This window comes from Streptomyces sp. DT190 (assembly GCF_049846985.1).
Lineage (GTDB): Bacteria > Actinomycetota > Actinomycetes > Streptomycetales > Streptomycetaceae > Streptomyces.
The window spans coordinates 36,803-53,886 of record NZ_JBNCNM010000038.1 but is presented as its reverse complement, the minus strand read 5'-3'; the positions used below and the strand labels follow the sequence as shown (position 1 = coordinate 53,886).

General features: G+C 72.6%; 15 protein-coding genes and 1 pseudogene. 12 read left to right on the top strand and 4 right to left on the bottom strand.

Annotated features, from left to right (window positions below):
* The 4 genes and pseudogenes from ACPXCS_RS38465 to ACPXCS_RS38450 all read right to left on the bottom strand — a co-directional run.
* Window positions 1-236: pseudogene (locus ACPXCS_RS38465) on the bottom strand (2-oxoacid:acceptor oxidoreductase subunit alpha); the annotation flags it as partial.
* 255 nt (window positions 237-491) lie between these two features.
* Window positions 492-1,151, bottom strand: a complete 660-nt coding sequence (locus ACPXCS_RS38460; protein ID WP_308311412.1) for a response regulator transcription factor — start codon at window positions 1,149-1,151, stop codon at window positions 492-494.
* A gap of 303 nt (window positions 1,152-1,454) precedes the next feature.
* Window positions 1,455-2,816: a sensor histidine kinase gene (locus ACPXCS_RS38455; protein WP_425952155.1), complete on the bottom strand. Its 1,362-nt coding sequence runs from the start codon at window positions 2,814-2,816 to the stop codon at window positions 1,455-1,457.
* A 428-nt stretch (window positions 2,817-3,244) separates the two neighbouring features.
* A complete protein-coding gene (locus ACPXCS_RS38450; protein WP_425952154.1) occupies window positions 3,245-4,468 on the bottom strand; it encodes a sensor histidine kinase in 1,224 nt (407 codons plus the stop codon).
* 237 nt (window positions 4,469-4,705) lie between these two features.
* On the opposite strand from ACPXCS_RS38450, the gene ACPXCS_RS38445 reads away from it, so the two are divergent.
* The 12 genes from ACPXCS_RS38445 to ACPXCS_RS38390 all read left to right on the top strand — a co-directional run bounded on the left by ACPXCS_RS38445 (window position 4,706) and on the right by ACPXCS_RS38390 (window position 17,037).
* The gene (locus ACPXCS_RS38445) at window positions 4,706-5,113 is read left to right on the top strand and encodes an NADH-quinone oxidoreductase subunit A (RefSeq protein ID WP_010041427.1); all 408 of its coding nucleotides are present in this window, start codon (window positions 4,706-4,708) and stop codon (window positions 5,111-5,113) included.
* Window positions 5,104-5,757, top strand: coding sequence for an NADH-quinone oxidoreductase subunit B (locus tag ACPXCS_RS38440; protein ID WP_425952153.1), 654 nt, complete (start codon window positions 5,104-5,106; stop codon window positions 5,755-5,757). The genes ACPXCS_RS38445 and ACPXCS_RS38440 overlap by 10 nt, the downstream gene beginning before the upstream one ends.
* Window positions 5,754-7,538 carry an NADH-quinone oxidoreductase subunit C gene (locus ACPXCS_RS38435; protein WP_425952152.1) on the top strand — a complete coding sequence of 595 codons (1,785 nt, stop codon included), beginning with the start codon at window positions 5,754-5,756 and terminating at the stop codon, window positions 7,536-7,538. The genes ACPXCS_RS38440 and ACPXCS_RS38435 overlap by 4 nt, the downstream gene beginning before the upstream one ends.
* Entirely contained in the window at window positions 7,535-8,503 is a 969-nt protein-coding gene (locus tag ACPXCS_RS38430) for a complex I subunit 1/NuoH family protein (protein WP_425952151.1), read from the top strand. Before ACPXCS_RS38435 ends, ACPXCS_RS38430 begins: the two co-directional genes overlap by 4 nt.
* A 2-nt stretch (window positions 8,504-8,505) precedes the next feature.
* The gene (locus ACPXCS_RS38425) at window positions 8,506-9,339 is read left to right on the top strand and encodes a 4Fe-4S binding protein (RefSeq protein ID WP_425952150.1); all 834 of its coding nucleotides are present in this window, start codon (window positions 8,506-8,508) and stop codon (window positions 9,337-9,339) included.
* Window positions 9,336-10,019 (top strand): NADH-quinone oxidoreductase subunit J family protein, encoded by a 684-nt coding sequence (locus tag ACPXCS_RS38420; protein WP_425952149.1) that lies wholly within the window; start codon window positions 9,336-9,338, stop codon window positions 10,017-10,019. Before ACPXCS_RS38425 ends, ACPXCS_RS38420 begins: the two co-directional genes overlap by 4 nt.
* A complete protein-coding gene (gene nuoK / locus ACPXCS_RS38415) occupies window positions 10,019-10,417 on the top strand; it encodes an NADH-quinone oxidoreductase subunit NuoK (protein ID WP_425952148.1) in 399 nt (132 codons plus the stop codon). Before ACPXCS_RS38420 ends, nuoK begins: the two co-directional genes overlap by 1 nt.
* The gene (locus ACPXCS_RS38410; protein ID WP_425952147.1) at window positions 10,414-12,408 is read left to right on the top strand and encodes an NADH-quinone oxidoreductase subunit L; all 1,995 of its coding nucleotides are present in this window, start codon (window positions 10,414-10,416) and stop codon (window positions 12,406-12,408) included. The genes nuoK and ACPXCS_RS38410 overlap by 4 nt, the downstream gene beginning before the upstream one ends.
* Before the next feature lie 6 nt (window positions 12,409-12,414).
* Window positions 12,415-13,989: a complex I subunit 4 family protein gene (locus ACPXCS_RS38405; protein ID WP_425952146.1), complete on the top strand. Its 1,575-nt coding sequence runs from the start codon at window positions 12,415-12,417 to the stop codon at window positions 13,987-13,989.
* Entirely contained in the window at window positions 13,986-15,512 is a 1,527-nt protein-coding gene (locus ACPXCS_RS38400) for an NADH-quinone oxidoreductase subunit N (protein WP_425952145.1), read from the top strand. Before ACPXCS_RS38405 ends, ACPXCS_RS38400 begins: the two co-directional genes overlap by 4 nt.
* Before the next feature lie 272 nt (window positions 15,513-15,784).
* The gene (gene htpX, locus ACPXCS_RS38395; protein WP_309097661.1) at window positions 15,785-16,648 is read left to right on the top strand and encodes a zinc metalloprotease HtpX; all 864 of its coding nucleotides are present in this window, start codon (window positions 15,785-15,787) and stop codon (window positions 16,646-16,648) included.
* Complete coding sequence (locus tag ACPXCS_RS38390) at window positions 16,645-17,037, top strand: YccF domain-containing protein (protein ID WP_425952144.1); 393 nt, start codon at window positions 16,645-16,647, stop codon at window positions 17,035-17,037. Before htpX ends, ACPXCS_RS38390 begins: the two co-directional genes overlap by 4 nt.
* The last annotated feature ends 47 nt before the right edge of the window (window positions 17,038-17,084 follow it).

The following is a 17,084-nucleotide window of genomic DNA, read 5'->3' as shown; positions in this document are numbered from 1 at the left end:
GCGGGCGCCCTGATCTCGGCCGGGAAGTTCGGCAGGGTCGACAGGTCGTTGCCGAACGACGCGGTCTCCGAGGTGAAGCGGTCACCGGTGAGCTGCATACCGTCGCCCGAGTCCCCCGCGAACCTGATGATCACCCGGTCGAGGCGCCGTACGTCCTTCGCGCCCGCCGCTTTGCGCTGCTCCCCTACGACTGCTCCGTCGGCCTGCTCCGCTGGGCTACTGACCTGGCTGGTCACTGAACTGGACCTCCCTAGAGGCGGCTGTCCCGGACAGGCCTTCCCGCAGGCCTCCCAAAATCAACCCTACGACCGTGAGGGGCGCCTTCCCCGGGTCATTCGCATGTTGGACACGACTTCGAGACGTCCGAACACGCTGAGTCACATCTCGGGAGGCTCACGAGGGCTGGCTCACGAGGGGAGGCTCACGAGGGTTGGCTCACGAGGGGCGGCTCACGAGGGGCGGCTCACGAGGGTTGGCTCACGAGGGTTGGCTCACGAATTGAGGTAGGTCAGCACGGCCAGCACCCGGCGGTGGTCGCCCTCGCTCGGGGACAGCCCCAGCTTGAGGAAGATGTTGCTGACGTGCTTCTCGACCGCCCCGTCGCTCACCACCAGCTGCCGCGCGATCGCCGAGTTCGTCCGCCCCTCGGCCATCAGCCCCAGCACCTCCCGCTCACGCGGGGTGAGCCCGGCCAGCACGTCCTGCTTGCGGCTGCGGCCGAGCAGCTGCGCGACGACCTCCGGGTCCAGGGCCGTACCGCCCCCGGCCACCCGCACCACCGCGTCCACGAACTCCCGGACCTCCGCCACCCGGTCCTTCAGCAGGTAGCCCACACCCCGGCTGGAGCCCGCGAGCAGCTCCGTCGCGTACCGCTCCTCCACGTACTGCGACAGCACCAGCACACCGAGCCCCGGGTGCGCCTTGCGCAGCTGCACCGCGGCCCGGACCCCCTCGTCGGTGTGCGTCGGCGGCATCCGCACGTCGGCCACGACCACGTCGGGCAGCTCGCCCTGCGCGTCCAGCTCCGTGATGGTCTTGATCAGCGCCTCGCCGTCACCGACGCCGGCGACGACGTCGTGCCCCCGGTCGGTCAGCAGCCGGGTCAGGCCCTCCCTGAGCAGCACGGAATCCTCGGCGATGACCACCCGCACCCTGTCCTCCACGATGTTCGGCCCCCCACAGCCAGACGCCGCCCGTCCGCGGCCCCCAACGGCTCCGCGCCCACCCGTGCGACAGGCCCCAGCATTTCAGGCCCGGGGGGTGCGTGGGGGAGGGACCGGCTTCTCGGCTCACTGATTCGGGTGGCGCGGGGGACGGAGAGGCGGACGGAGGGGGGACGCACGGGGCGGGTGGGGCGGTCGGACGGGAGCGGACAGGGCGGACACGCAGGCCGGGGAGGGCGGCGCCCTCCCCGGCCGGTCACGGCGTGGCCGGGGGCCGGGCCCCCGCGCGGATCACCTCACGTGCTCCCCGCGCCACGGCAGCTCGGCCGTGACCCGGGTCGGGCCGCCCGCCGGCGAGTCGACCACCAGGATCCCGTCCACCGCGTCGAGCCGCTCCGCCAGGCCCGCGAGCCCGGAACCCGGGGACACCTCGGCCCCGCCCACGCCGTTGTCCACGACCTGCAGCATCAGCCGGTTCCCGGTCCGCCAGACCTCCACGCCCGCCCAAGTCGCCCGCGCGTGCTTGCTGATGTTCTGCAGCAGCTCCGACACCGTGAAGTACGCGATCCCCTCGATCGCGGGCGCCGGCCGCTGCGCCAGGTCGACCTCGACCCGCACCGGGACCGTGCACCGCGAGGCCACCGAGGACAGGGCCGCGTCCAGACCGCGGTCGGTGAGCACCGCCGGGTGGATGCCCCGGGCCAGGTCCCGCAGCTCCTGCAGCGCCGTCTTCACCTCGCCGTGCGCCTCGTCCACCATCCGCTGCGCCTCCTGCGGATCCTCCTGCAGCTTCTCCTTCGCCAGGCCCAGGTCCATGGCCAGCGCCACCAGGCGGGCCTGCGCCCCGTCGTGCAGGTCCCGCTCGATGCGCCGCAGGTCCGCCGCCGCCGTGTCGACCACGACCCCCCGGTCCGACTCCAGCTCCACCACCCGCGACGCCAGCCGCGACGGCCCGAGCAGCCCGTGCACCAGCAGCCGGTCCACCATCGTCAGCGCCCGCACGATCCACGGCGTGGCGATCGTGAAGAGCAGGCCCACCAGCGCCGTCACCGTGATCTCGAAGGCGTTGTCCAGGTAGATCCGGTGCGTCTCGTCCCCGTACAGCTGCATCCCGTCCTGTCCGGCGTACGTGGGGAACACCCAGAACCACAGCGGGTACGTCAGCAGCGCCCAGCCCAGCACCCACACGTTCACGGCGACCACGAACGAGAACACCGCCCAGGGCAGGTGCAGCACCGAGTACAGCAGCGCCCGCCACGAGGCGCCGCTCTTGAGCACGGCGCCCATCCACGCCATGGCGCCCCGCCGCTTCACCCGCAGCGGCTCCGGGTCGGCCACGTCCAGGTCCAGCAGCGCCCTGGCCCGCACCCGCTCCAGCGCCCCGATGCCGCGGCACCCGGCGAGCGCCCCCGCCAGCACCGGTATGCCGAGGAACGTCACCAGCAGGCCCGCCCCGAGCGACACCATCGTGACCGCGTAGGTGAACAGCAGGACGCTGATCGGCAGGCTCAGCAGCACGTAACCGAGCTCGCGCCAGGTGCGGCCCTCCACCGGCGCGCGCAGCGCGGCGGGCAGCCGGTGCCGACGTTCGGTGCTCCCGGGGAACGAGGACCCGCTGTCGAGTCCGTATCCCTGTCCGTACTCCGTGGCCATGGGCGTCGTCCTTCTCCTCGTCCTGGCGGCTGTGCTCTCGTACCTCCACCCTGCTCCGTCGCAGGTCGGCGGACCATGGAGTCCGTCGGCGTCTTGGACGGGGGGTTTTCCCCACCTCCGGTGCGCGCCGGGCGCGGGCACCGGCCCGGCACCGGGTGTGAGCGCCGGGGGCTGGGTGTGAGCGCCGGGGGCTGGGCGTGAGCGCCGGGGGTTGGGGCGGCGGTCGCCGGGGCGGCGGTGCCCGGCGCTGGCGCCGGTGGCCGGTGGCCGGTTGCCGAACGTCGCCTGCGGTGCCGGGCGCCGCGTGCGGTGCCGGGCGCCGCGTGCGGTGCCGGGTGTCACGTGCGGTGCCGGGCGCCGCGTGCGGTGCCGGGCGGTGGCGCCGGGCGGGCCGTGAGGCGCCTGGCGCCAGGGGGCCGTGTCGTGCGCTAGCGCCGGGTGCCGGGGGCGGAGTCGTCCGTGCGGTCGCGCCAGGGCAGTTCCGCCGTGACCGTCGTCGGGCCGCCGTCGGGGGACTCCAGGACGAACAGGCCGTCGACGGCGTCCAACCGGTCGGCCAGCCCCTTCATCCCCGTACCGCCGTCGAGACTGGCGCCCCCGCGGCCGTCGTCCCACACCTGGATGAGCAGCCGGTCGTCCGTCCGCCACACCTCCACCGACGCCGACCTCGCCCGGCTGTGCTTGCTGACGTTCTGCAGCAGCTCCGAGACGGTGAAGTAGGCGATGCCCTCGATCGCCGCGGCCGGCCGGGCGGGCAGGTCGACCGCCACCTTGACCGGGACCGTGCACCGCGAGGCCACCGACGACAGTGCCGCGTCCAGGCCCCGGTCGGTCAGGACCGCCGGGTGGATGCCCCGGGCCAGGTCGCGCAGCTCCTGCAGCGCCAGCTTCACCTCGCCGTGCGCCTCCTCGACCATCGCCGCCGCCGCGTCCGGGTCCTCCAGCACCTTCTCCTTGGCCAGGCCCAGACCCATCGCCAGGTTGACCAGCCGCGCCTGCGCCCCGTCGTGCAGATCCCGCTCGATGCGCCGCAGGTCCGCCGCGGCCGTGTCGACCACCACGCCCCGGTCCGACTCCAGTTCGGCGATGCGCCGCTCCAGCTCGTCGGAGGGCGACAACAGCCCCCGCACCATCGCCCGGTCCACGTTGGTCAGGCCCCGCGCGACGAACGGCAGCACCGGCCACAGCACGAACAGCGAGACCGTCGTGAAGGCGAAGGTGAACACCCCCCACGGCAGCCGCACGAACTCGTACAGCACCGTGCGCCAGCCCACCGGGTCCTTCAGCTGCATCCACAACCGCTGGAAGAAACCACCTCCGCCGCGCAGCCGCAGCCGGCTCGGCTCGTCCACCCGCACCCCGAGCAGCGCCCTGGCCCTCGCCCGCTCCATCCTGCCCAGCTGCCGCGCCCCCATGAGCCCGGCCGCCAGCAGCGGGAACCCGACGACCGTCAGGGTCAGCCCGAAGCCGGTGAACAGCACCGTCACGACATAGGTGAAGCCGACCAGCGCGACCGGAAGGTTCGCCAGGAGGTGCGCGATCTCCTTCCAGGTGTGCCGGTCGTAGGCGAGGCGGGGCGGGGGCGGACGGTCGTCCCGCCCGGCCGCCGTCGTGGCCCCGGCCGCGCCGGGGGACGGGATGCGTTCGGTCATGTGCGTAAGCGTGCCCGGCGGCGGACCGCCGCGCCATGAGGTGGACCGCCAGGATTGACTGAGGAAAACCCCACCCCCGCATGCCGGGGTGTGACGGGCTGCTTACCCTGCCTTTATCAGGGCCTAGACTCCCGTGCGTACAGATCGTCGAACAGCGGCGTCCGTGTTTCCGGCCGGACCGGGACGCCGCGGTCTCGTCGCAGATCCAGTCCGAGTTTCAGGGAGCGAGGGACGGACGTGCCGGAACCGACCGTCGTCACCACGACCGTCGTCGCGGCGGACTACTTCCAGTCCTACTCGGTCGTCGGACTGCTCGCCGTCGTCGGCGTGCTGTTCGTCGCCGTCGCCTTCGGGGCCGGCCGCCTGCTGCGGCCCGTGGTGCCCACACCGGAGAAACTGCTGACGTACGAGTGCGGCGTCGACCCCGTCGGCGAGGGCTGGGCCCACACCCAGGTCCGCTACTACGTCTACGCGTTCCTCTACGTGATCTTCGCCGTCGACTCGATCTTCCTGTTCCCCTGGGCCACCGTCTTCGCCGCCCCCGGTTACGGCGCGACGACCCTGGTGGAGATGTTCATCTTCCTCGGCTTCCTGGCCGTGGGCCTGCTCTACGCCTACAAGAAGGGCGTCCTGGCATGGACGTGACCCCCGAGCCCGTGTCGCTGCCCGAGCCCGTGTCGCTGCCCGAGCCGAAGCGGCTCGGCGCCCTCGCGCGCCTCGCGCCCGAGCCGATGAAGGTGATCCTCAACTGGGGCCGCCGCTACTCGCTGTGGGTCTTCAACTTCGGACTCGCCTGCTGCGCGATCGAGTTCATCGCCGCGTCCATGGCCCGCCACGACTTCATCCGCCTCGGCGTCATCCCCTTCGCGCCGGGTCCCCGCCAGGCCGACCTGATGGTGGTCTCCGGCACGGTCACGGACAAGATGGCCCCGGCCGTCAAGCGCCTCTACGAGCAGATGCCCGAACCGAAGTACGTCATCTCCTTCGGCGCGTGCAGCAACTGCGGCGGTCCCTACTGGGATTCCTACTCCGTCACCAAGGGCGTCGACCAGATCATCCCCGTCGACGTCTACGTCCCCGGCTGCCCGCCCCGGCCCGAGGCGCTGCTCCAGGGCATCCTCAAGCTCCAGGAGAAGATCGCCCGGGAGTCGCTGGGGGAGCGCTACGGCACCGGCCCGGGCCGCCCTTCCGCGGCGGCCCTGCAGAGCGGCCTGGTCCGGCCGCCGGCCCCCGCCCCCGGCACCGGCCAGGCCCCGGGGTCCGACTCGACGTCCGGGGAGGGACGATGACCGCGGTCGGCTGGCTCCCCGCCGACGCCGGGGAACTCTTCGGCCCGGACGCCACCGCCGAGGAGTCCTACGAGGTCCTCACGGTCGACGTACCGCCGGCCGCCTGGATCGCGGCCCTGGAGACCGCCCGCGACCGGCTCGGCTGCACCTACTTCGACTGGCTGAGCGCGGTCGACGAACCGGGCACCGGCTTCCACGTCTCGGCGCACGTCGCCGCCCTGTCCCCGGTCCGCCGCCTCCTGCTGCGCACGACGGTCCCGCACGACGCCCCCGTCCTGCCGTCGGCGATCGGCGTCTACGCGGGCGCCGCCTGGCACGAACGCGAGACCCACGAGATGTTCGGCGTCACCTTCGAGGGCCACCCGGCACTGGACCACCTGCTCCTGCCGGAGAACTTCGAGGGCCACCCCCTGCGCAAGGACTTCGTCCTCGCCGCCCGCGTCGCCAAGGCCTGGCCCGGCGCGAAGGAACCGGGCGAGCCGGAACACGGCGGCCCCAAGCGCCGCCAGATGCTCCCGCCCGGCGTCCCCGACCCCAACGAATGGGGCCCTCTGAAGGGCCAACTCCCTCCGTCCCCCGCCCGCCCGGCCCGCGGCGCGGCCCGCCCGGCGGGCGAACGCCCACCCCGCGGCACGACACCCCGCGCCGCGGGCGAGCGCCCGGTACGCCGCACCCGTTCGGCCTCGGAGGGCTCGGCGAGTCAGACTCCGGCCGCGTCGTCCGTGGCGGGGGAGGGCGGTGCGTCTTCCCGGGCTGCGGGAGAGGCCGCCACGGCTCCTGCGGCCGGCCCGCGTCGTACGCGTTCGGCGTCGGAGGGCTCGGCGAGTCAGACTCCGGCCGCGTCGTCCGTGGCGGGGGAGGGCGGTGCGTCTTCCCGGGCTGCGGGAGAGGCCGCCACGGCTCCTGCGGCCGGCCCGCGCCGCACGCGTTCCGCGGCCGAAGGCTCCGCGAGCCAGACCGCGCCCGGTGGACCGGCCACTCCGGCTCCGGCCAGTCCGCGCCGGACCCGCAGCGCCGCGGAAGGGTCTGCCAGCCAGACGCCGGACGGCCCCGACGCCCCGACGGCGGAGACCGAGTCCCCGGCGTCCGCTCCCGGGACCGCGCCCTCGGACCCGTCCTCGCAGCGCACGCGGTCGGGCACGCCCGCCGGGCCTCGCCGGGCGCGCAGCGCCTCCGAGGGCAGTGCGAGCCAGCGGACCGCGTCCGCCCGCGGCGACGGCGAGCCCGGCCGTCCCTCCCGCGCGCCGCGCAGCGCGGACGCCCCGTGGCACCACGCCCGCCCCGCCTTCGACGAACCGGCCCCCCAACCGTCCCCGGAGGCCGCGCCGCTGCCGACCACCCCGGAGCCCACAGGCGACCCTGCGGACCAGCCCGGACAGCGCGCGGAAGCGCCGGAGCCGACGGGACCGGCGCAGCCGACGGAGCCGACGGAGTCCGCGAAGCCGACGGAACTCGCGAAGCCGACGGAGTCCGCGAAGCGCACCGAGCCCTCGGAGGAGCGCAGAGAGCCCGAGGAGTCCGGGGGGCCCAGGGAGTCCGGGGAGTCCTCGGATCTCAGGCTGCCCAGGGAGTCCTCGGATCTCAGGCTGCCCGGGGAGTCCTCGGAACCGACTGAGCCCACCACCCCGAATGGTCCGCAAGACCCGAACGGTCCGCCCGACCCGAACGGTCCGCTCAACCGCAACGGTTCGCCCGACCCGAACGACCCGCCCACCCCGAACGGTCCGTCCGACCAGGACGACCCGAACGCCCCGAACGACCCCGCAGGAGGCCCGCGGTGAACGACGTGCTCGACGTCGCCCTGCGACTCCTGATCATCTTCGTCGTCTTCCTCACCTTCCCCCTGATCATCGGCCAGACCGAGCACAAGGTCATGGCCCACATGCAGGGCCGACTCGGCCCCATGTACGCCGGCGGCTTCCACGGCTGGGCCCAGCTGATCGCCGACGGTGTGAAGTTCGCGCAGAAGGAGGACGTCGTCCCGGCGGGTGCCGACCGCCGCATCTTCCAACTGGCCCCCGCCATCGCCCTCCTGCCCTACCTCCTCGTCCTGCTGGCCATCCCGATCGGCCCCGGCGAAGGAGCCGTCGGGCAGGTCATCGACGCCGGTGTCTTCTTCGTCCTGGCCGTCATGGGCGTCGGCGTCCTCGGCTCGCTGATGGCCGGCTGGGCCTCCGCGAACAAGTTCTCCCTCCTCGGCGGCCTGCGCACCGCCGCCCAGCTCCTCGCCTACGAACTGCCGATGCTGCTGACCGCCGCCTCCGTCGCCATGGCGGCCGGCACCGTCTCGCTCCCCGGCATCCTCGACGCCTTCGAGTGGTGGTGGCTGCCCTGGCAGATCGTCGGCGCGATCGTCTTCTTCGTCGCCGGACTCGCCGAACTCCAGCGTCCGCCCTTCGACATGCCCGTCGCCGACTCGGAGATCATCTTCGGCGCGTACACGGAGTACACCGGCCTCCGTTTCGCCCTGTTCCTCCTCGCCGAGTACGCCGGGATCGTCGTGCTGTGCGGCCTGACCACCGTCCTCTTCCTGGGCGGCTGGCACGGCCCCTGGGGCTCCGACGGCCTCGGCTGGGTCTGGACGCTGCTGAAGACCGCCGTCCTCGCCTTCCTCGTGATCTGGCTGCGCGTCACCTACCCGCGCCTGCGTGAGGACCAGCTCCAGAAGCTCTCCTGGACCCTCCTCGTCCCCCTCTCCCTCGCCCAGATCGCCCTCACCGGCGTCGTCAAGGTGGTGATCCAGTAACCATGGCCCCGATCCCAGGAAGTGGCCTGGCCAAGGGCCTGGCCGTCACCCTCCGCACGATGACGAGGAAGTCCGTCACCGCGCAGTACCCGGACGCCCAGCCCGACCTCCCGCCCCGCACCCGCGGTGTGATCGGCCTGTTCGAGGAGAACTGCACGGTCTGCATGCTGTGCGCCCGCGAGTGCCCGGACTGGTGCATCTACATCGACTCCCACAAGGAGACGGTCCCGCCCGCCGCCCCGGGCGGCCGCGAACGCAGCCGCAACGTCCTCGACCGCTTCGCCATCGACTTCTCCCTGTGCATGTACTGCGGCATCTGCATCGAGGTCTGTCCTTTCGACGCCCTGTTCTGGTCCCCGGAGTTCGAGTACGCCGAGACCGACATCCGCGACCTCACCCACGAGCGCGACAAGCTCCGCGAGTGGATGTGGACGGTCCCGGCCCCGCCGGCCCTCGACCCCGGCGCGGAGGAACCGAAGGAGCTCGTGGCCGCCCGCAAGGCCGCCGAGAAGCTGGCCGCCCAGCAGGCCCCGCCGGCCACCGAGCCCCACGCCGACGAGCAGGCCCGCGCCGCCGAACAGCCCACCCGCCCCCAGGGCGACTCCCGGCAGCAGACCGACCAGCCGAACCCGGACCAGTCGAACCCCGGCCGGCCGAGCGTGCCTCGACCGCAGCCGGACCAGTCGAGCCCCGCCGCCCCCGAGCCGGACCGGTCGAGCCCGGCTCAACCGCAACCGGATCCGAAGCAGGAACCGAAACCCGATCCGCGGCAGGAGCCGAAGCAGGAACCGAAACCCGATCCGCAGCAGGAGCCGAAGCAGGAGGGCCGGGAATGACCCTCGCCGCCACCGCCGGCCTCCTCGCGACGGGCCCGGCCACCGCAGCCGCCGCCGAAACCCACGGCTTCCTCTCCCCGACCGGCGTCGAGATCGCCTTCCTCCTCGTCGGCCTGGTCACCTTCGGCGCCGCGATCGTCACGGTCACCACCCGCCAGCTGGTGCACGCCGCCCTCTGGCTCGTGGTCGCCCTCGGCGGCCTGGCCGTCGAGTACCTCCTGCTCACCGCCGAGTTCATCGCCTGGGTGCAGGTCCTCATCTACGTCGGTTCCGTCGTCGTCCTCCTCCTGTTCGGCCTGATGCTCACCAGGGCCCCCATCGGCCGCTCCCCGGACGCCGATTCCGGCAACCGCTGGGCCGCCCTGACCGTGGGCGTCGCCGCGGCCGCCGCCCTGGTGTGGGTCGTCGTCGACGCCTTCCGCACCACCTGGATCGACCTGGACGGCCCCGCCGCCGGTTCCACCGAGGCCACCGGCGCGAGCCTCTTCCAGAACTGGGTCCTCCCCTTCGAGGCCCTCTCCGTCCTCCTCCTCGCCGCCCTGGTCGGCGCGATCGTCCTCTCCCGCAAGGCGAAGGCCGACACCGCCACCACGCCCGGCGGCGCCCCGGCCGGGAGCACCCCTCCCACCCGGAACGACACGGCCCCGGCCGCCCGGAGCGAGAAGGAAGGGACCCGCTGATGCACCTCGCCTATCCCGCCGTGCTCTCCGCCCTCCTCTTCTGCACGGGCCTGTACGGCGTCCTCGCCCGCCGCAACGCGATCCTGGTCCTCATGTCGGTCGAGCTGATGCTCAACGCCGTCAACCTCAACCTGGTCGCCTTCGACGTCTGGCTCAGCAGGACCGCCGAGGAGACCCTGCACTCCGGCCAGGCCCTGACCCTGTTCACCATCGCCATCGCCGCCGCCGAGATCGGCATCGGCCTGGCGATCGTCCTCGCCGTGTACCGCAACCGCGGCACCTCGGACATCGACAAGCTCCGCGACACCTCCGAACGGCACGACCCCGACGGCCCCGACAGCGACGCCCGCACGGCCGAGCGGTCCGGCGAGGCCCAGAAGGCTGAGGCCACCGCGTGACCACGACCACCCTCGCCGTCCTCGTCCCCCTCCTTCCGTTCCTCGGCGCCGTCGCCGGCCTCCTCCTGGGCCGCACGGCACCCGGGTTCGTCCGCCCGCTCGCCGTCCTGCCGACGCTCAGCGCCCTGGTGCTCGCCGCGGTGGTCGCCGTACGCCAGGGCGGTGACGCCGCCGTCGACGCGGCCACCGAACTCACCCCCACCGGCTCGGTCCCGATCGAGCTGGCCCTGCACATCGACGGCTTCGCCGCCCTCGCCGCCGTCCTGGTCGGCCTGGTCGCCTCCTGCGTGCAGATCTACTCGACGGGCTACCTGCGCGACGACCCGCGCTACCCCTCCTACGCCGCCCTGGTCTCCCTGTTCACCTCCGCGATGCTGCTCGTCGTCTACTCCGGCGACCTGATGGTGCTGCTGGTCGGCTGGGAGGTCATGGGCATCTGCTCCTACTTCCTGGTCGGCCACTACTGGGAGACCCCGGAGGCGCGCGCCGCCTCCCTCAAGGCCTTCCTGGTCACCAAGCTCGGCGACGTCCCCTTCCTGATCGGTCTGTTCGCCCTGGCCACCGACGCCGGCTCGTTCCGCGTCACCCGGATCCTCGGCACCGTCGCGAGCGGCGGGCTCGACCACCCGACGCCGATCGCCCTGCTGCTGCTCGCGGGCGTGGCGGGCAAGTCGGCGCAGTTCCCGCTGCACACCTGGCTCCCCGACGCGATGGCGGGTCCCACCCCCGTCTCCGCGCTGATCCACGCCGCGACGATGGTCGCCGCCGGTGTCTACTTCATCGCCCGTCTCCTCCCCGTCTTCGAGGCCTCGCAGGCCGCGATGGTGGTCATGGCCGTCATGGCCGCCGTCACCATGGCCGGCTCGGCCCTCGCCGCGCTCGCCCAGGACGACATCAAGCGCGTCCTCGCCTACTCGACGATCGGCCAGCTCGGCTACATGACCGGCGCCCTCGCCGTCGGCGACCGCGGGGCCGCCGTCTTCCACCTCCTGTCGCACGGCGCCTTCAAGGCGCTGCTGTTCCTCGCGGCCGGCGTGATCATCCACGCCGCCGGCACCAACTCGCTCGCCGCGATGTCCCGCATGCGGAACCTGCGCGACCGGGTCCCCGACGCCTACTGGACGATGACCGTGGCGCTCCTCGCGCTAGCCGCGATCCCGCCGTTCAGCGGCTTCTTCTCCAAGGAGGCCGTCCTCGGCGTCGCCGAGCACGTGGTCACCGGGCACACCGAGCACGCGCCCGCGGCCGCGGGCTGGATCGTCCTCGTCGCCGGTCTGCTCACGGCCGTCCTCACCGCCGCCTACGCGATGCGCCTGTGGCTGCTCGCCTTCCACGGCCGGGGCGCCGCAGCCCCCGACCACGGCAGGCAGCCGCTGACGATGACCGTGGTGCTGTGGGTGCTGGCCGTGCCCTCCCTGGCCCTCGGCGGATTCGCGTTCCGCGTGCTGCCCGACTGGTTCGACGGCCGGGACCTGGGTCCGACCCCGACCACCTCGGTGCTCGGCACGGGCGTGGCGCTGGTCGGCGGCATCGTCACCTACGCCGCCTGGCGGCACACCACCGCTCTCGCGGCCCGCGTCCCCATGGGCGCGGTCGCGGCCCACCCCGAGGGCGACGCCGCCCGGGTCGAGGCGGAGGCCATCGCCACGCACGAGCCGGCCTACGGCGACATCGCCTACGCACCGGACCCCGCCGACCCCGGACGTCTGCTGCTCGGCCCCCTGCACCGGCACGCGGCCGCCGGCTTCCACCTGGACACCGTGTACTCGGCCCTCTTCGTCCGCCCGGTCCAGGCCGGAGCGAGCCTCGTCCGGTTCCTCGACCGCGAGGTCGTCGAGACCTACGTGCGCGGTGCGGGTGCGCTGCCGCGCTGGCTCGGCACCGCCGTACGGCGTTCCCAGACCGGCAACGTCCAGACCTACGTGAGCGCGCTGCTCGCCGGCACCGTCGTCCTCGCGGTCGCCGTCGTCCTCGTCGCCACGGGAGCGTGAGCAGGCGTGATCGATATCAACGAGTCCGTGATGCAGTTCGTTCTGGCATTCGTCGTCGTCGGCCCGCTCCTCGGCGCCGCCGCGGCTCTCCTGCCGGCCCCGCCCGGGCTGAAGGGGACGTCACCCGAGCAGGCCGTGCTCCGGCACGGCGTCACCGTCACCGGCGCCGTGCTCGTCGCGGCGATCGTCCTCGCGCTCGGCTTCGACCACGACCAGCCGTCGAAGATGCAGGCCAGCACCGACATCAGCTGGATCCCCGCGCTCGACGTACGCATCCACCTCGGCATCGACGGCATCTCCCTCCCCCTTCTGGTCCTGACCGCGCTGCTGACCTTCCTCTGCGCGCTCTACTCGTGCTTCAAGATGCCCGCGGGTCCGACCCCGAAGGCCTTCGTCGCCCTGCTGCTCGTCCTCGAGTCCGGCACGCTGGCGACCTTCGCCGTCCTCGACCTGCTGCTGTTCTTCCTCGCCTTCGAGATGGTCCTCATCCCGATGTACTTCCTCATCGCCCGCTGGGGCGGCGAGGGTCGGAGCCAGGCCGCGTGGCGGTTCATCCTCTACACGCTGCTCGGATCCGTGGTCATGCTGCTCGGCCTGCTCCTGATCGGGCTGGAGGCGGGCACGTTCGACATGATGGCACTCGCCACTGACAACGGCCGGTCGCTGACCACATCGGTGCAGGTCATCGCCGTTCTGGCGATCGGGATCGGGCTCGCCGTGAAGACGCCGATGTGGCCGCTGCACAGCTGGCTGCCCGACGCCCACACCGCGGCCCCGACGGTCGGCTCGGTACTGCTGGCCGGCGTCCTGCTGAAGATGGGTACGTATGGATTCGTCCGGATCCTGCTCCCGATCGCACCGGAGGGCTTCCGCACCTTCGCCCCCTACCTCGCGGCCCTGGCCGTCGTCGGCATCATCTACGGATCGCTGGCCTGCCTGGCCCTGGCCAGGCAGGGCGCGAAGGGCGACCTCAAACGCCTCATCGCCTACTCCTCCGTCGGCCACATGGGCTTCGTGCTGCTCGGCATCTCGACGATGACCCCGACCGGCGTGAACGGCGCCCTGTTCGCCAACATCGCCCACGGCCTCATCACCGGCCTGCTGTTCTTCCTGGTCGGTGCCCTGAAGGACCGCACGGGCACCACCGACCTCGACACCCTCGCCGAGGAGACCGGAGCGGCACTGTACGGCAGGGCCCCGCGCCTCGGCGGCCTCCTGGCCTTCGCCGCGGTCGCCTCGCTCGGTCTGCCGGGACTGGCCGGGTTCTGGGGCGAGATGCTGGCCCTGTTCGGCGCGTTCCGGCCCGCGGAGGGCCTCAGCCGCCCGGCCTTCCTCACCTTCATGGTGATCGGCGCGTTCGGGACGCTGCTGACGGCCGCGTACCTGCTGGTCGTGGTCCGCCGCGTCTGCATGGGCGCCCTGCCCCAGGACGCCCCCCGGCTCACCGACGTCCGCTCGTACGAGTTCGCGGCCTGGACCCCGCTCGTCGTCCTCACCGTCGTCGCGGGCCTGTGGCCCAAGGCCCTCCTCGGCCTGAGCGACCCGGCCGTTCAGCAGCTCCTCGCAGGAGGCACCCGATGAGCTCCCCGGCCCAGCCCCTGGCCGCCTCGCTCGTCCAGTCCGTCGACTGGCTCGCCATCGCGCCGCCCACCATCGCGGCGGTCGTCGCCCTCGCCGTCCTGGTCGCCGACCTGTTCGTCGCCGAGCACCGCAAGGCGCTCCTCGGCTGGACGTCGGTGGCCGGACTGGCCGTCGCCACGCTCATGCTGCTGCCCCTGCTGGACGGCGACCGCAGCACCTTCTGCCTGACCGGCGACGCCGCCGTGTGCAGCTACACGGCCGACCGCTTCACCCTGGTCATCCAGTTCCTGGTCCTGGGCGGCGCCCTCCTCTCCGCCCTCCTGTCGGTCACCGCCCTCAAGGACGCGGGCAAGGTGCTGCCCGAGGGCGAGTACTGGTTCCTGCTGCTGTCCTCAGCGGCCGGCGCCGCCCTCCTGCCCGCCTCCCGGGACCTGGCCACCCTGATCGTCGCACTGGAGGTCGCGTCCCTGCCCGCCTTCGCGCTGGTCGGCCTGAAGTACGGTGACCGGAGGTCCTCCGAGGCGGCCCTGAAGTTCTTCCTGTCCTCGGTCACCGCCACCGCGGTGAGCCTCATGGGCATCAGCTTCCTGTACGCCTCCACGGGCACCCTCCACCTGACCCAGGTCGCCGACCGCATCCAGCAGGTCGACGGCCAGCTCCACACGCTCGCGGACACCGGCGTCGTCCTCACCCTCGTCGGCTTCGCCTTCAAAACCGCCGCCGTGCCCTTCCACTTCTGGGTGCCCGACACCTACGTGGGCGCGCCCCTGCCGATCGCCGCCTACCTGTCGGTCATCGGCAAGGCGGTCGGCTTCAGCGGCCTGATCCTGGTCACCGTCGTGGCCCTCCCGTCCTACGCCGACGTCTGGGGCCCGGCCCTGGCCGTCCTGGCCGCGCTCACCATGACCGTCGGCAACCTCGGAGCCCTCCGCCAGCAGGCCACGCGCGCGTACAGCGCGGTACGCCTGCTCGCCTGGTCGTCCGTCGGCCAGGCCGGCTACCTGCTGGTGCCGATCGCGGCCGCCGCGTACTCCGGGGACGCCGAGAGGTCGATCGGCTCCACCGTCGCCTACGCCCTGATGTACGGCGCCGTGAACCTGGGCGCCTTCGCCGTGGCCGCGCTCGTCGGCCGGGCCAGGCCCCTCAACCGCGTCGCCGACTACCGCGGCCTCTACGCGTCGAGCCCCCTCACCGCGCTGCTCCTGGCGTTCTTCCTGCTCTGCCTCGCCGGACTGCCGCCGGGGATCATCGGCCTCTTCGCCAAGGTCACCGTCTTCTCGGCGGCCGTCGACGCCGGTCTCGGCTGGCTGGCCGTGATCATGGCCGTCAACGTCGTCATCGCGCTGTTCTACTACCTCCAGTGGACGGCCCTGCTCTTCCGCGCCGCCCCCGAGGGCGAGGCCGCCGAGCACCGGGTGCCCGCCCCCGTCACCGCCGCGCTCGCCCTGACCGGCGTCCTCGGCATCGCCCTGTCCGGTGCCCCCCAGCTGGTCCTGCGGTTCACCGACACCGGACTCTTCTGAGCCCGGAGCCGGGCACCTCTCCGGGCCCGGACCGCACACCGGCACGCTTTCGCCACGCGCGTGCGGGGCACTCGGCCCCGCACGCGTGCGTGGCGTGTCCGCGGCCGTCACCCGTACGGTCCACGGCCAGCCCCGCGCGCACAAGGGAACTAGTGCCTCCCGCCTGGCGTTGACCAGTACGGGAGGGTCCACTGGACGTGACACCACGGCACCAGCGGCACCGCAGCACAGAAAGCAAGGGTCCCCCTGCCGCACCACTTGGAGGGCGTACCGTGCACCGCCGGCACAACGGGCTCAGGACAGCAGTCCTCCTCGGAGGACTGTCCGCACTCATCATCGTCATCGGCAGCTTCTTCGGCCGCATGGGGCTCGTGATCGCCGTACTGGTAGCGCTGGCCACCAACGCGTACGCGTACTGGAACAGCGACAAGCTGGCCCTGCGCGCCATGCGCGCCCGCCCGGTGAGCGAGTTCGAGGCGCCGGGGCTCTACCGCATGGTCCGCGAACTCTCCACGCAGGCCCGCCAGCCCATGCCGCGCCTGTACATCTCCCCGACGGAGGCGCCCAACGCCTTCGCCACCGGCCGCAACCCGCGCAACGCCGCCGTGTGCTGTACCGACGGCATCCTGCGCCTCCTCGACGAGCGCGAGCTGCGCGGCGTCATCGGCCACGAGCTCAGCCACGTCTACAACCGCGACATCCTCATCTCGTCGGTCGCCGGCGCCCTCGCCTCGGTGATCATGTTTCTGGTCAACTTCGCCTGGCTGATCCCGATCGGGCGCTCCGACGACGACGACGGCCCCGGCCTGCTCGGCATGCTGCTGATCATGATCCTGGGCCCGCTCGCCGCCTCCGTCATCCAACTGGCCATCAGCCGCTCCCGGGAGTACCAGGCGGACGCCTCCGGCGCCCAGCTCACCGGCGACCCACTCGCCCTGGCCAGCGCCCTGCGCAAGCTCGACCACGGCACGAAGCAGCTCCCGCTGCCGCCCGAGCCGCGCATCGAGACCGCCAGCCACATGATGATCGCGAACCCGTTCCGCCCCGGCCAGGGCCTGTCGAAGATGTTCTCCACACACCCGCCGATGGCGGAACGCATCGCCCGGCTCGAGAAGATGGCAGGTGGGAATCAGTGAAGACCATCCTGAACGTCATATGGCTCGTCTTCAGCGGCTTGTGGCTGTTCCTCGCCTACATGCTGGCGGGCCTGCTCCTGTGCATCACCATCATCGGCATCCCGTTCGGCGTCGCGGCCTTCCGCATCGGCGTCTATGCCCTGTGGCCCTTCGGGTACACGACGGTCGAACGCCGAGACGCGGGCGCGCCGTCCTGCGTCGGCAACGTCCTGTGGCTGGTGCTCGCGGGCTGGTGGCTCGCCCTCGGCCACATCGCCACCGGTATCGCCCTGTGCGTCACGATCATCGGTATCCCGCTGGGCATCGCCAACTTCAAGCTCATCCCCGTCTCGCTGCTCCCGCTGGGCCGCGACATCGTGCGGACGAACGAGCCTTTCGCAGTGCGCTGAGCCGGGCGCGAGGCAGGTTCCACGGCCCGACAGGCCCTCGCATTTCG